This is a genomic window from Yoonia sp. TsM2_T14_4, from assembly GCF_049602355.1.
Lineage (GTDB): Bacteria > Pseudomonadota > Alphaproteobacteria > Rhodobacterales > Rhodobacteraceae > Yoonia > Yoonia vestfoldensis_A.
On sequence record NZ_CP187137.1, the window covers coordinates 2861994 to 2874291 of the forward strand.

General features: G+C 54.1%; 16 protein-coding genes. 7 read left to right on the top strand and 9 right to left on the bottom strand.

All coding sequences use genetic code 11. The features are described from left to right. Positions 1–45: 45 nt before the first annotated feature. The 3 genes from ACPF9B_RS14210 to ACPF9B_RS14220 are packed head-to-tail and all read right to left on the bottom strand — an operon-like array spanning position 46 to position 2878. The gene (locus ACPF9B_RS14210; RefSeq protein ID WP_424178225.1) at positions 46–801 is read right to left on the bottom strand and encodes an Arm DNA-binding domain-containing protein; all 756 of its coding nucleotides are present in this window, start codon (positions 799–801) and stop codon (positions 46–48) included. Positions 802–853: 52 nt separating this feature from the next. After that, positions 854–2089 carry a flagellar motor protein MotB gene (locus ACPF9B_RS14215; RefSeq protein WP_424178227.1) on the bottom strand — a complete coding sequence of 412 codons (1236 nt, stop codon included), beginning with the start codon at positions 2087–2089 and terminating at the stop codon, positions 854–856. A 27-nt stretch (positions 2090–2116) separates the two neighbouring features. Next, a complete protein-coding gene (locus tag ACPF9B_RS14220) occupies positions 2117–2878 on the bottom strand; it encodes a motility protein A (protein ID WP_040482939.1) in 762 nt (253 codons plus the stop codon). A gap of 75 nt (positions 2879–2953) precedes the next feature. On the opposite strand from ACPF9B_RS14220, the gene ACPF9B_RS14225 reads away from it, so the two are divergent. After that, positions 2954–3457, top strand: a complete 504-nt coding sequence (locus ACPF9B_RS14225) for a DUF1566 domain-containing protein (RefSeq protein WP_007206192.1) — start codon at positions 2954–2956, stop codon at positions 3455–3457. Between the two features lie 9 nt (positions 3458–3466). Here ACPF9B_RS14225 and ACPF9B_RS14230 read toward each other — a convergent pair whose 3' ends face one another. The 6 genes from ACPF9B_RS14230 to flhA form a co-directional block, all read right to left on the bottom strand. Next, positions 3467–3949, bottom strand: a complete 483-nt coding sequence (locus ACPF9B_RS14230; RefSeq protein ID WP_040482938.1) for a hypothetical protein — start codon at positions 3947–3949, stop codon at positions 3467–3469. Between the two features lie 141 nt (positions 3950–4090). Further along, complete coding sequence (locus ACPF9B_RS14235) at positions 4091–4381, bottom strand: hypothetical protein (protein ID WP_424178230.1); 291 nt, start codon at positions 4379–4381, stop codon at positions 4091–4093. Positions 4382–4392: 11 nt separating this feature from the next. Next, positions 4393–4707, bottom strand: a complete 315-nt coding sequence (locus ACPF9B_RS14240) for a hypothetical protein (RefSeq protein ID WP_424178232.1) — start codon at positions 4705–4707, stop codon at positions 4393–4395. Further along, entirely contained in the window at positions 4689–5084 is a 396-nt protein-coding gene (gene fliS / locus ACPF9B_RS14245; protein ID WP_242601259.1) for a flagellar export chaperone FliS, read from the bottom strand. The genes ACPF9B_RS14240 and fliS overlap by 19 nt, the downstream gene beginning before the upstream one ends. A gap of 39 nt (positions 5085–5123) precedes the next feature. Continuing rightward, positions 5124–6545, bottom strand: a complete 1422-nt coding sequence (locus ACPF9B_RS14250; RefSeq protein WP_424178234.1) for a hypothetical protein — start codon at positions 6543–6545, stop codon at positions 5124–5126. A 40-nt stretch (positions 6546–6585) separates the two neighbouring features. After that, on the bottom strand, positions 6586–8691 hold the full coding sequence (gene flhA / locus ACPF9B_RS14255) for a flagellar biosynthesis protein FlhA (protein WP_424178236.1): 2106 nt from the start codon (positions 8689–8691) through the stop codon (positions 6586–6588). 429 nt (positions 8692–9120) lie between these two features. Between flhA and ACPF9B_RS14260 the strand changes: the two genes are divergently transcribed. From ACPF9B_RS14260 to ACPF9B_RS14285, 6 genes are read left to right on the top strand one after another with little or no spacing between them, the layout of a single operon-like run. Beyond that, entirely contained in the window at positions 9121–9369 is a 249-nt protein-coding gene (locus tag ACPF9B_RS14260) for an LPP20 family lipoprotein (RefSeq protein WP_424178238.1), read from the top strand. A 50-nt stretch (positions 9370–9419) separates the two neighbouring features. Then, complete coding sequence (locus ACPF9B_RS14265) at positions 9420–10538, top strand: flagellar assembly protein T N-terminal domain-containing protein (RefSeq protein ID WP_424178240.1); 1119 nt, start codon at positions 9420–9422, stop codon at positions 10536–10538. 5 nt (positions 10539–10543) lie between these two features. Then, positions 10544–10885, top strand: a complete 342-nt coding sequence (locus tag ACPF9B_RS14270; protein WP_007206183.1) for a type IV pilus assembly protein FimV — start codon at positions 10544–10546, stop codon at positions 10883–10885. 1 nt (position 10886) lies between these two features. Further along, positions 10887–11600, top strand: coding sequence for a flagellar basal body P-ring formation chaperone FlgA (gene flgA, locus ACPF9B_RS14275; RefSeq protein WP_424178243.1), 714 nt, complete (start codon positions 10887–10889; stop codon positions 11598–11600). 35 nt (positions 11601–11635) lie between these two features. Further along, on the top strand, positions 11636–11974 hold the full coding sequence (locus tag ACPF9B_RS14280) for a flagellar biosynthesis anti-sigma factor FlgM (RefSeq protein ID WP_007206181.1): 339 nt from the start codon (positions 11636–11638) through the stop codon (positions 11972–11974). Further along, positions 11974–12243 (top strand): hypothetical protein, encoded by a 270-nt coding sequence (locus ACPF9B_RS14285; protein ID WP_424178245.1) that lies wholly within the window; start codon positions 11974–11976, stop codon positions 12241–12243. The genes ACPF9B_RS14280 and ACPF9B_RS14285 overlap by 1 nt, the downstream gene beginning before the upstream one ends. Positions 12244–12298: the final 55 nt, after the last annotated feature.

Here is a 12298-nt window from a genome sequence, read left to right on the forward strand (position 1 = left end):
GCGTAGCGCCTCATAGGTTGCGTTTGTCGACATCTGGATATCCTTTTAGTGAAAGTGTTCAGCGCCGCGTATATTGCTGTGAGCAATGATATTGGCGTTATCTGCTTCGTCTGTGGTTGCTGCGTCTTGGTCCAGAATTGCGACGATCGACAAAAGCGTGCAGTCCCCCGTTTCAAGCGTGATCCTGCAAGCGCGCTCTAGCATCTCTACACCACAAGCCGTTGAGAGTGCGAGCATATCCTGTGACACATACCCAGAGTCGATATCCGCCGGCACAGCGTCTAATATGACCGAGAGTGCCGCGTCGATATGCGGCCCTAGCGCGCGCACCTTTGCCACATCCGATTCCTCTGATGCGGTTTGTGTGATGGGTGCAGTCGGCGGTTCAACGTCAAGCGGCAGTGGCGTGAGCACCTCGTCTTGCAAAACCGGTTGTGGTGTCCGCAACGACGCTGGTTCACTCAGCTTGGCTGATAGTCTCCGGATCCGGTCCCGAATATCCTGCCGGTGTTGTTTCCGCAGTTCTGCAAAGATGTCACCGCCTTCTGCAATGGTCTTTCTGTTTTCTTGCGCCGCTTCGCGGGCCTCAGCCAGTGACAGCGTCAGAAAAGAGCCTAGTTCGATCTCGCGCCGTTTCCCGTCGATCATGATCCGCTGCAGCCAGACCCTGTCACCGTTGGCACGAGACTTCAAGAATACGCCAGCGGTCCAGCCTTGCTGGTCCGACTTTCGTTTTGTGAATCGCGCATGCTGCGCAGATGGGACGCCACCAAGCCCGGCAAGTTTCAGCTTGTTCAACATGGCGCTTTGTCTACCCTCGATAAATGGCGCTGTTTCGCTTTGCCCCATAGCACTATTGTTCAAATTCGATTTCAAGTTCTATTCGACGATTACGTTCGCGGCCTTCGGCTGTAGCATTATCTGCGACAGGTTTCGTTTCGCCAAAACTAATCGCAGACATTTCACGTCCCGGTGCTGGAATACTTGCTTCGATTTCTTGCACGACGCTTGCTGCGCGTGCTGCCGCCAAGTCCCAATTATCCCGATACAGGGCACCAAACGAAATAGGCACATTATCCGTGTGACCAGAGACAACGACCTTGCTCGTGGGGTCCACTGTGACCGCTGCAAGCTCGTCAATAATGCCGCGTGCTTGCAGGGTCAGATCGGCCGAACCTGATGGAAATGCGCCACCTGCGCCAAGGTTGACAAAAACCTTGCCGTCACGCTGTTCGACTGTCACCAGCCCTTGGTCGATTTCATCCTGCAAATTGGCGCGCAATTGGGCTTCGGCCTCCAGCGCCTTTTCAGTCGCGCGCGCCATCTGGCTCAACGCTTCGTCCAATGTGGCACCACCGGATTCTTGTTGCTGGCGCTGGATTTCTGAAACCATCGAGATCAGATCATTCAGCGTCTCGTCCAGCCCGCCGAATAGAATCTCTTGTTCAGCCTTTCCTGTCGCAAGACCTGCGATTTCTATCGCCTGCCCCACGCGTTGGAATTTCTCGATCAGTTCCTGCGGCGAGGCATCCTCGGCATTCATGTCGATGGCAACCTTGCCATCAACGATTTCGGCTTCGATGTTGACCGCAGTACCGATCTGCTCCAACGCTGCGGCCAGTTTTTCCGCGTCCGACATATTTTCGTTATCGGCGATATTCTGCGCTGTTTCCCCGCCAAGCCCATCGGCATCCGTCTCACCCTCGAGCTGCTTGTCTTCGCCGTCCATATCACGGTTGTCGGTGGGAATTTTCAGCTCTGGTTCCTTGATCTCGGTCGTCTCCTGGGTCGCTTCTTCCGTCACAGAAGGTGATGGCGAAGGGCTGAAGTTCAATTCAAGAACGGTCGTTCCCTTAGGTTGCTCAACAACTGGAATGATTTTCTGCACGCCGAAAGAATCCTTGAGCGACCCGGAAATCTGCTTGAATTTCGGGACGTTCATTTCAGCGAATGACAAAAGCAGCACAAAAAATGCCATGAGCAATGTGGCGAGATCGGCAAAAGTTGCCATCCATGCCGGCGCACCAACCGGAGGGCACTTTGGACATTCTTCGTCGTGTTCTTCTTCTGCTTCGACTGCTTCAGCCATCCGGCAAACTTTCCTGTAGGGGCTAAATTATGCCGCGTCGATCTTTGCCTGCATCTTCGGAGGAAGGTTCGAGGCCATTTGATCCTGAATGTTGCGCGGGGACTCGCCTCGTGCGATATTGCGTAATCCTAGAACGACCATCTCTCGGTAAATGACTTCATAGGCGGTGTAGCCTTCCAATTTCGTCAGAAGCGGACCGAACAGCACGTTGGCAACGATTGCCCCGTACATGGTTGTGAGCAATGCAACCGCCATGGCGGGACCAATCGCCTTTGGGTCGGACATGTTGCCGAGCATCAAGACCAGACCGATCAACGTTCCGATCATGCCCATCGCGGGGGCTAGATCGATCCATGCCTTTACGACAAGTTGATTTGCTTCATGCCGGCTTTTCATGGATTTGATTTCTGCGGTCAATTGCTTGACCAATTTGGTCTCATCCGCGCCGTCAACCAAAAGCTGCATTCCTTTTTCAAAGAATTTGTCTGGTACAGCCTGCCCCTCAAGCGCCATCATGCCATCTTTCCGCGCGATCCCGGCAAGTTCGACCATACGCTCGACCAAGACATTTTGCTTTTTTACGGGAGGCAGGAATGCCTTGGACATCGCGCCAAAGCTGCCTAGAAAGGTCGCAAGTGGCGTCGTATACATAGCGGCAAAGAATGTTCCACCAATCACGATCAGGATAGAGGGGACATCGACGAACGGGGCAACGCCGCCACCGACGATCATCGCTCCGATGATCATTGCAAAGCAACCAATTAGTCCAAGTAGGGATGCGATATCCATAGTATGTCTCCCAATAAAGCGGTTCGGCACATTTAATGCAAAGAAGATGCCAAGTAGGAATTTGAAAGGAACGAGATGCTGGATGCCGCAAATATCAAGAACGCATTTTTGTGTTTCTTTGTGAGCGTCGGTATTTTGACCGTCGATCCGCGACCCGTCCATGCCCAAGAAACAACCTTTGTTGCAAAAGGGCCAATCGTGATTGATGTCCTGGGCGGTCTGGACTGGATGCGTTGCAGCATCGGGCAGGTATGGGAAAATGATACCTGTGTGGGTTCAGCCTTGCTTGTCCCCTTTGCCTCGGTTGCTTCTCTGATAGAGCGCGCCGAGCGTAACATCGGCCCCGGTTGGCGTCTGCCCAGCCGCGAAGAATTGGAACGATTGATTGTCATCAACCCAGAACCACCGATGATTGACCAGAATGTTTTTCCAAACACCTATCCTGGTCTTTACTGGACCGGTGACACCAATTGGTTGATGTCGAATGCGCCTTGGAGCATAAATTTCTTTACCAGCTATGCCTATGGCCGTGCGGATAAGACCCGGACCGTGGCTGTGCGGCTTGTAAGGCCGCGCTGATCGCCCCGCCTACATCGCGTCTGAAAAAGACACTTCCACGTCCAGAATGTCGGCCAATGAAATGAGCTCTTTGTGATTGCGCACTTTCCATTCGATGGGCGCGACCAAGTTGCCTTCGACCCGGGATCTGAAAACAAAAGCACGAAAGCTTTTGAACACGGTGTCGCTGCTGGTTTGCTGTTTCACGGCTGCCAAAGGATCTAGAAACAGACCCTTCAATCGCCGTGGGCGATCAGCCTTGTCGAAATGAACCGAGCGATAGGAGAAAGAGTGACAATGTTCGAGGGCATTATCGTCCTCGATTTCGGCCAGGAAAAAGAGCATATTCTCTGCAACGCTGTACAGTTTTTCGGGTGTGCAATCCGCATAGGTCAGCAACAGATCTCGCGACATGCGGTTTGCATAAGCTTCTATCGGCAATGCTCCAAGAACATAGCGTTCAGCTACTTTGGCACACACAACGTTCAAGATCCAATCTGGGGCGTAAGACATTTGAGAACCTTTATTCTGTTGGTCATGTTACCATAATTTAAAAAGGGTCGCCGCGTCCTTTGTGCGATATCGCGCCCTCTGCAATTCTTCTGTCATGTTGTAACCGATGGGCCTGCCACCATCTCTTACTATGACCGTTTTCTATTGGCTTGTACTAAAAAAGCGGCAAATGGTATCGGCCGTATCAGTAGCGCCCACCTGATTTTCATCCTTCGTCATAATCGACGCAGGGCGCGTCAGCCTGCGTTGTAATTCAGTCATCTTCGCAAGCGACGCATCGGTGATTTTCATAATTTCAGAACATGCAATAGAGTTTCTCTCACCAGAGACAACCCGAATATTGAGAAAGCCATGCTTGATCATTCTGGTAAAAGCGGTCTTGCAGTCAGCATCTGCTTTTTCGACAAAGACATCTGCGACCATGGCTGCCATCCCTGATGCCGCTAGTGTTTAGCATAGGCAGCAATTACTGCCTGGGTCCGCCTTTGATTGCGCTGTAAGCAAGCAACCTGTTCTAAAAGGTCGTTGCGCGCTTGCGTATGCCGCCCGATAATCGCCGACAAACGTGGGAGATCTTGGCGTATTTGATCAGCATGAACATGCGCCAGCCCTGCAAAGCGTTCGCGCATTTCCATATTGATGCGCTCTGCTGCATCAAAATCTGTGTCTCTCAAAGCGTCCTCCAACGCATCCTGCGCCTTTTCCAAAGCGATAAGATGCGCGTCGTGCAGACGCGGATTCACTTGATTTTCTGCCATGCATCAAAGATTTCGGAAATTGAATAATACGCTCTGTCGATCTGCGCCGTATCGTCATTCCGCATCAGCTTCAGGGTCTGTTGACGTGAATATTCGTACAATTGGAACAGATTGACCGATATGTCTCCGCCGCGTTCAAAGTCGAGACTTGATTGCAAAACATAGATCGACGTCAAGACGCGGGCGATATGGGTCTGGAATATCTCGCTGTCGCGCGCTGGTTCCTGCATCAGGATACCAAGGCTGCGTACAAGATACTCCAGCGTTGCCTTGATCAATTGATGGCTGTCTTCGGGATTGAAGCCCGGGTTTTGTTGTTGACGCTTGTACACGGCGGCCGGGCTTAACATTGACATCGAATAGGACTCCGTCGGCATTATAAGTTCCTTATAGAAACGACTGACTGCACGACTTGTTTAGTGGCGCGTCGAAGATTGCTGGTCATCTGCCACCGAAGTCGCAAGTGTCACCTGCAAGAAGCGTTCCACTGAGTCGCGATCCACCAGCGTCAGGCCCTCGGTGATCTTTCTCGTCTCATTGGCAGCGATCAGCTTTATATTTGCATCGGCCATTGCCGACAGACCTGCGATATCTATCCCCCCGATATCCATATGTGTCAGAACAGTCGCTGGACAGATCGCCTCGAACATCATGGTATATTGCTTGATTGCTGCAATCGACCATGTGCTGGGGATGATCAGCAATGGGCTAACGTCACTACCACTGCTTCGTTCGGTGACCCATTCCAATGCTTCCGCAATGGCATCAGGCTCTGTCAGATCACAATCAATGATATCATTGCGCGCGATGTCTTCGTTATCTTCGAAAGACAATGTGCGAAACTCGGAGTTCAGCAGCGTTGCATATTGTTGCAAACGGCCGCAGCTGACAAAACCTTTCTGCGGCACCTGAACCAGACGGGGCTGGAACGCCGTGGTGCGCAAGCGTTCAAATGCAAGCTGGGCCGCGACGGTTGTCTTTCCCGCACCGGGCGGGCCGAAAAGAAACAGCGCTTTATTTTCATGAACCAAAGAGATTTCGGCATCGTCGGTGATCCGTGCTGCCAGCAGGTGACAGGCATGGTCTTGCTGTGCTTGCAGAGTATGCAGATCCGGTGCAACCGCGCAGGACTGGGCAATATCCTCGGGGAAGCCGTAGTCAAAAATAGATATGCGGTGCTGGGCGACTGCGCCTTCGTTCAGGATTGTAGCAGAAGGTCGTTCGGCTGCCGGTACTTGTGCAGCAGGTGCGCGATCCTCGTTCCACGTGTCCGCGCTGTCCGGTTGGTCAGGAGTCCATGGTACGGTCTGTGCTGCAGAGCTGTTGCGTGCGGTTGCAGTCTCTCGCTCGATCGGATCTTGCTGACGACTGACGGGTTCTGCCGCATTTGACACGATTTCAGGCTGGTCGTCAGGAGCTTGTGCAAGGCGCTGGCGGAACAATTCTTCGAATTGTGTTGCATCCAATATCGTCTCTGGTTCTTCAGCCGGCCGCGCCACCGGTGCTGCAGTTACGCCCATATCTGTGCTTTTTTCACGGGTAGGCGCAGCATTGGTATCGGCAGCCCGTCGCGGGGTCGAGGCTGGATCAGACCCGTTGCGCCGCGCGCGGGCAGTCCGCATCGCCGCCCCCAGATCCATGGCGTCGCTTGGCCAGGATTGCGGCTTGCGATCGTCCCATTGCAGCTGATCGGCCATGTCAGATTCGCGTGTCGCGCGGACCTCTGTGACATCTCCCATCTTTCTGACGGATAGGATCATGGCATCGTCGCCAAGTTCGCGTACCGCCTTTTCCATTGCGGTATCGGGATCGGATGCTCTGAAGATATATTCAGTCATGACCAGGGCGCCTCATCGGGGATCAAAAAATGACCATGTTTCATTCTGTGGCCATTTGCTCGTCGCCAGACACCGTCGCCACAACCTCCACCCGTCGCCCGTCAGGCAATTCCGTGAATGAAAGGACGGGAAAGTCAGCGATATGTTGACGCAGAAAGCTGGATAATTTGCGCCGGATTTGCGGAGAAACGACCAAGAATGGTTTCTTGCCGGCTTCAGTTTGTTCCTCGTTGACACGCACAAGCGATTTGACCATCTGCTCTGCCAGTGATCCATCCAGCAGCAACTGATCGCCCTCTGACCGCTTGGCGGAATTGATCAACAGATGCTCGAATGCGCTGTCCAGTGTCACAACCGGAAGCGGGGTGTTCAGCGGCGTTGTCTGTTGAATAAGCAGGCCAACAAGTTGGGGCCGCAGCGCCTCTGCGGTCTCTGTCACGCTCATGTTCTTGCTTGCCATCTCGGAGATCAATTCCAAGATGCGTCGCAGGTCGCTGATCGGTATCCGTTCACGCAAAATCTGCCGCAGCACCGCCGTCAGATTATGCAATGGCATCAGTTTGGGGACAACGGACTGGACCAGTTGCGGCACAACTTTTGACAGATTGTCGAGCAGTTCCTGAACATCATCCTGTCCGATCAGTTCTGACGCATATTTGTACAAGATCTGGCTCAGATGTGTCGCCAGCACCGTTTCAGGCTCGATGATGATATAGCCATTTGCTTCTGCTTCGAATTCGCGGTCCGACTGGATCCAGGTCGCGTCGATGCGGAAAGACGGCTCTTTGACATCTATGCCCTCAATCTTGACGCGCGATGTGCCGCTGGGCAGGGCAAGTTTCTGATCAGGATAGATCTTGTCTTCGGCAACGACCGTTTGGCCGATCTTGATCCTGTATTCGTTTGCTGTCAGCCCAAGATCGTCACGGATGCGGACACTGGGCAAGACAAAACCCAAAGCTTGCGACACTTCTTTGCGCACGGTGACAATGCGTCGCGCCAAAGGTCCGCCGTCGTCTTTGTCCACCATGGACAAAAGCGGATAGCTCAGTAGCAGCGTCACCGCAGACAGATCAGCGACGTCGGTGATGTTCAAGCTATTGGGATTGCTGTCTTCGACAGGCGTCTTTGCGTCACTCTTGTCTTGCGTGGCGTCGGTCTGTTCTTGCTTGCGAAAGAAATACGCAGCGACACCGGCAGCTAGCCCCATGCCGCCAAACAAGATGGTGGGCATGCCCGGCACAAGGCCGATCAAAAGCAGCACCCCTGCTACGGGAAACCACGCACGCGACATGCTGACTTCGCCTTTGATATGCTCGGCCATATCCTGGCTCGACGATACACGCGTCACGATGATTGCCGTCGCAATCGACAACAGCAAAGACGGGATTTGCGCGACAAGACCATCACCGATCGACAGCAGAATATAAAGTTCAGAGGCTTCGCCGATCGACAGCCCATGCTGCAGCATCCCGATCGTCAACCCGCCGATGACGTTGATGGCCAGAATCAGAATACCGGCAACGGCGTCGCCTTTGACAAACTTGGATGCACCATCCATCGCGCCATGAAAATCTGCCTCGCGCGCTACGTCCTCGCGGCGCACGGTCGCTTCTTCGGCGGTGAGCACTCCCGCATTCAGGTCCGCGTCAATGGCCATCTGTTTGCCGGGCATGGCATCAAGGGTAAAGCGGGCAGAAACTTCTGAGACACGGCCTGCACCTTTGGTGATCACGACAAGGTTGATGATCACCAAAATGACAAAGACAAAAATCCCGACGACATAATTGCCTGCAATGACGAAGGCACCGAATGCTTCGATCACGGCACCGGCGGCGCTGGTTCCCAAATGTCCTTCGCTCAGGATGATCCTTGTCGACGCAACGTTCAGCGCCAGTCGCAACACCGTTGCAACCAGAATGAGGCTGGGAAAAGATGAAAAATCCAGCGGCCGGTAAGTGTGCAGTGCCACCATCAATATCAACAGCGACATGAAGATGTTGAGCGTGAAAAAGATGTCCAGCAAGAAGGCTGGCAGCGGCAATACCATCATCGCCACCAGCATCAAAATGCCAAGCGGCAGCGTGATGCTGGTCAGGCTCCGCCCCAGCAGGTGCCGTGGTATTGCTGTTTCGGACGCGCTCATGTCACCTGCTGCTCCATCTGGCGGCGCATCTCGGAAGACGCCACTTCGGCAAGTAAGAAGCAATTCCTGTGCCAGTAAAAAAATACGCCGTATTTGCGCTGTTCTTAGCACTGGCACGACATATGCAAGACCAGAGGCAAAACGCGACTTGCGGAGGATATTTTTGTGCGTAACTTTGCCTTAACCGATTTGATCAAGACTTGTGCGGCTTTCACGATTGCTCTGGCGCTGGGCGCCTGCAACATGAATGCCCACGCACCATACAACGCTGCGGGCATATCACCCGCCGCAAAAGAAGTTCTTGAAATCGAGACCGCGCTAAGGGGCACTGATGCCGCTGTTATACAGCAAACTGTCCCACCGATTATCGGGACAGGATATGCGACGATTTCCGCGCAGCCGGCGCATAACATCAATCAAAAGCGCTTGATGGCGATCCGTGTCGCCCGTCTGGACGCCATGCGCGACCTCACCGAGCAGGTGCATGGCTTGCGGCTAAGTGCGCAGACAACCGTGGTCGATGCCGTGTTGCAAAACGACACAACACGCGCATCGGTCGATGGTACAATCCGGGGTGCGCGCACGGTGCGTATCAATCCGGTTGGCCGCGACACCTATGAGGTCGTGCTAGAACTGGACCGCGACATGATCGCACGCATCATGATGGCAGTGCGATAAGCCGCCGGGAGGTAAGGCCAGGGATGCTGACAGGAATATTTCGTCGTCAGATGAGGCTGCTTGCGCCTGTGCTGTTGCTTGTTCTGACTTGTGGGCCGGGTTTTGCGGATATCGTGCGCGTCACGGGCCGGGCGGCCGTGACCAATAACGACACCGACCGTGCGCAACGTTTTGCTTTGGAAGATGCGCTATACCTTGCCGCGCTAGAGGGGGGGGCTGACGTGTCAGGCTTTTCCATGGCGGATAACGGTGCGCTGACAGGCGAAAGCATTCTGCTGCGGCCCAATTCCCGCATTCTGGATTATTCTGTCGTCAGCCAAGGGCCGTCTGGCCATCATTATGAAGTTGTCATTGATGCCTATGTCGGCACTGCACCTGCGCTTGGCTGCGCCGTGCGGCCAGCGATCAATCTGATATCGGGGAATCCACAGATACATGTTGGGTATACCGCACCGCTTTGGGCGACAGAGGCTTTGGAGCTGGCGCATGACGCGACTATCATGGGTCTTGGGGTGACGCCGCAGATCAATGTTTCAGCGCGCGATATCTCGCTTGCGACGGTGGGACAGGGCGGGAGCAAAGTTCCTGCTGGTTTTGATTACGACACTCTTATGGGCGGCCAGTCCAGAGTAGAGGCATCGCGGTCAAACCTGATACCTGATACTGCGCGGGGCCTGCATTTGTCATGGCACGCAACGGCCCCTGGGCTTCAAGCGACGACATTAACGGTCACCTTGCAGGCGCAGGTACTTGATCCTGCTGCGCCTGGACGGGCACAGCAGATGACCACCAGCCATGTGGTCGCTGTCTCGGCCAATACGCCTTGGCGCACGGTCAATGTGTTGGCGCGAAAGGATGCGCATGAGGTCGCAAAAAGCCTCGCCGACAGCGTGTCAGCAGAGCTTGCGACTTGGCTGGGGTCTTATGCCTGCGCGCCATTGCAGGGCTTTCTTACGGACGCGGGTACCGGACGTTTTCGAATTGACCTGGGCAGCCGTGATGGCCTGACCCGTCAAAGCCTTGCCTTTGCCGAGGGCCATGGCCAGCCTTGGATAGTGTTCCGCATCGTGGAACTAAGCCCAAGCCAAGCTATCCTGAGCCCGATGAACGCAAGGCGTGCCGGCGCGCATTTGGCCGGCGCCAAAGTGCGCTTTGAAATAGGAGGTTGAACGTCATGCGATTGGGCCAAGTGATCTTACCACTTCTTGCCGTATTCATGCTGCCGCACGTTGCAAAAGCGCAAGAGCCTTGGGTTTTGCTGTGCATGGCTGACTGCTCTGACACCGCTGCGTCAGGCCAACGCCATATCATTGCGCCGGGTGAAAATCTATTGGGGATCCTGCGCCAGTATCGCTATGGGTCGACGGGTCTGCAAACGGTGATTGAGAAAATCGTTCAGGATAATCCGCGCGCTTTTCTGCGGGGCGATCCCGACAGGATGGTGGCGGGACAAACCCTGATCTTGCCTGAGGCCTCTGGCTTCCCAACTGTCCCCGACGATATTTATGTATTCTAGTATGATGCGCTGGCTTTCCATCATGCTGTTCTGGCCGTTCGCGCTTTTGGCGCAGGATCAGGCGGCAACACGGATTGTCACGGGTCAAGAAGTCCAGCAGGCAATCATTGAACGGCTGGCCAGCGTTGGCGAAATCGCAGCACCGAATGTCATGGCCGAAAAACAATTCTATGCCTGTGATGCGCCGTTGGAGGTGGAGCAAGCCTTCAATGGCTGGCGCAGTGTGACTGTGCGCTGCCCGTCGCCAGTGGAATGGAGCATTGCATTGCGTGCGCAGGTCCAAGGCGCACTTCCTCAAGTCCCGAAAGTCACCGAGGGACAGGTGACACAAGCAGTTTTTCTGCGCCGGCCGCTGCGCAGCGGTGATCGGATACAATTGGACGATCTGGAAATCCGACCAATCGATCCGTTGTCAGTCAATAATGTCTACATTACGATCGAGGATGTTGTCGGCAGGGTTTTGTCGCAATCTTTGACACCTCGCGTGCCGGTCAGTCCGCGCCATCTGCAGCGCGATTGGGCTATAAATGCTGACGATATTGTCACTTTGCAGATCGTGAACGGCGGTATAGAAATAGAAAGTCCCGGCATCGCCTTGGAACCGGGCCAAATTGGAGATAACATACGACTAAGAAACCTGAGCAGCGGCAGCGAAGTGATCGGACGGATCTCTCAGGAAAGAAAAGTTCAGGTCATCTCTAAAATGGCGCCCTGAACAGTCGTTACCTATCTTCGACAGGAGAATGCAAAATGGTTGATGCAACACAAAATCTGACTGGCACGGTCACTTCCGCGAAAATGCCAGAGGTGAACGCGGTTCCAAGAGTCAACATTTCGCCCGCAAGCAGTGGCGATACGGCAGGTCTTGGTGTCGCTGCGCCGGTTAATCCGGTATCGGCGTCGTCCAGACCCGCGGTCGAGATCAATTCCGCCGCTGCAGAGGTTCTGGCGTCGATGCAGAGCATGCCGGTACCGGTTGATATCGAAGCTGTGGAACGTATCCGGGCGTCGATCCAAGCGAATGAATATCCTGTCGATTACGACAAGATCGCGCAGGGTCTGGCCGATTCATTCGAATCCATGACCTAATGTCAGAGACCGGCGTCGCGACACAACAGCTGGATGCGGCGCTTGACCGACTGAAAGCGTGCCGCGCGTCGGACAAAGACTATATTGCAGCATCTGAAAATGTGCTGGCCGAAATGTCGAAATTGGGACCCCTTGGGCCGAATACATCCGATGATTTGGCAAACTTGTATCAGAAATTGACTCAAGAGTTTCTTTACGCCGAAAAATGTGCTGAATTGCGCGGACTGGGCCATGCTGGCAATACGAGTTCGCAAACGTCAAAATATTGACTATTCAGGAAAACTTTTTTGACACTTCAGGATTACGCAAGCTTGGTCTCTGGCC

What these genes read in the sequence shown, in the direction of transcription:
- ACPF9B_RS14210 (WP_424178225.1), bottom strand. Translation starts at nt 801, where the DNA reads ATGTTGAACAAGCTGAAACTTGCCGGGCTTGGTGGCGTCCCATCTGCG.
- ACPF9B_RS14215 (WP_424178227.1), bottom strand. Translation starts at nt 2,089, where the DNA reads ATGGCTGAAGCAGTCGAAGCAGAAGAAGAACACGACGAAGAATGTCCA.
- ACPF9B_RS14220 (WP_040482939.1), bottom strand. Translation starts at nt 2,878, where the DNA reads ATGGATATCGCATCCCTACTTGGACTAATTGGTTGCTTTGCAATGATC.
- ACPF9B_RS14225 (WP_007206192.1), top strand. Translation starts at nt 2,954, where the DNA reads ATGCTGGATGCCGCAAATATCAAGAACGCATTTTTGTGTTTCTTTGTG.
- ACPF9B_RS14230 (WP_040482938.1), bottom strand. Translation starts at nt 3,949, where the DNA reads ATGTCTTACGCCCCAGATTGGATCTTGAACGTTGTGTGTGCCAAAGTA.
- ACPF9B_RS14235 (WP_424178230.1), bottom strand. Translation starts at nt 4,381, where the DNA reads ATGGCAGCCATGGTCGCAGATGTCTTTGTCGAAAAAGCAGATGCTGAC.
- ACPF9B_RS14240 (WP_424178232.1), bottom strand. Translation starts at nt 4,707, where the DNA reads ATGGCAGAAAATCAAGTGAATCCGCGTCTGCACGACGCGCATCTTATC.
- fliS (WP_242601259.1), bottom strand. Translation starts at nt 5,084, where the DNA reads ATGCCGACGGAGTCCTATTCGATGTCAATGTTAAGCCCGGCCGCCGTG.
- ACPF9B_RS14250 (WP_424178234.1), bottom strand. Translation starts at nt 6,545, where the DNA reads ATGACTGAATATATCTTCAGAGCATCCGATCCCGATACCGCAATGGAA.
- flhA (WP_424178236.1), bottom strand. Translation starts at nt 8,691, where the DNA reads ATGAGCGCGTCCGAAACAGCAATACCACGGCACCTGCTGGGGCGGAGC.
- ACPF9B_RS14260 (WP_424178238.1), top strand. Translation starts at nt 9,121, where the DNA reads ATGGCGATCCGTGTCGCCCGTCTGGACGCCATGCGCGACCTCACCGAG.
- ACPF9B_RS14265 (WP_424178240.1), top strand. Translation starts at nt 9,420, where the DNA reads ATGAGGCTGCTTGCGCCTGTGCTGTTGCTTGTTCTGACTTGTGGGCCG.
- ACPF9B_RS14270 (WP_007206183.1), top strand. Translation starts at nt 10,544, where the DNA reads ATGCGATTGGGCCAAGTGATCTTACCACTTCTTGCCGTATTCATGCTG.
- flgA (WP_424178243.1), top strand. Translation starts at nt 10,887, where the DNA reads ATGATGCGCTGGCTTTCCATCATGCTGTTCTGGCCGTTCGCGCTTTTG.
- ACPF9B_RS14280 (WP_007206181.1), top strand. Translation starts at nt 11,636, where the DNA reads ATGGTTGATGCAACACAAAATCTGACTGGCACGGTCACTTCCGCGAAA.
- ACPF9B_RS14285 (WP_424178245.1), top strand. Translation starts at nt 11,974, where the DNA reads ATGTCAGAGACCGGCGTCGCGACACAACAGCTGGATGCGGCGCTTGAC.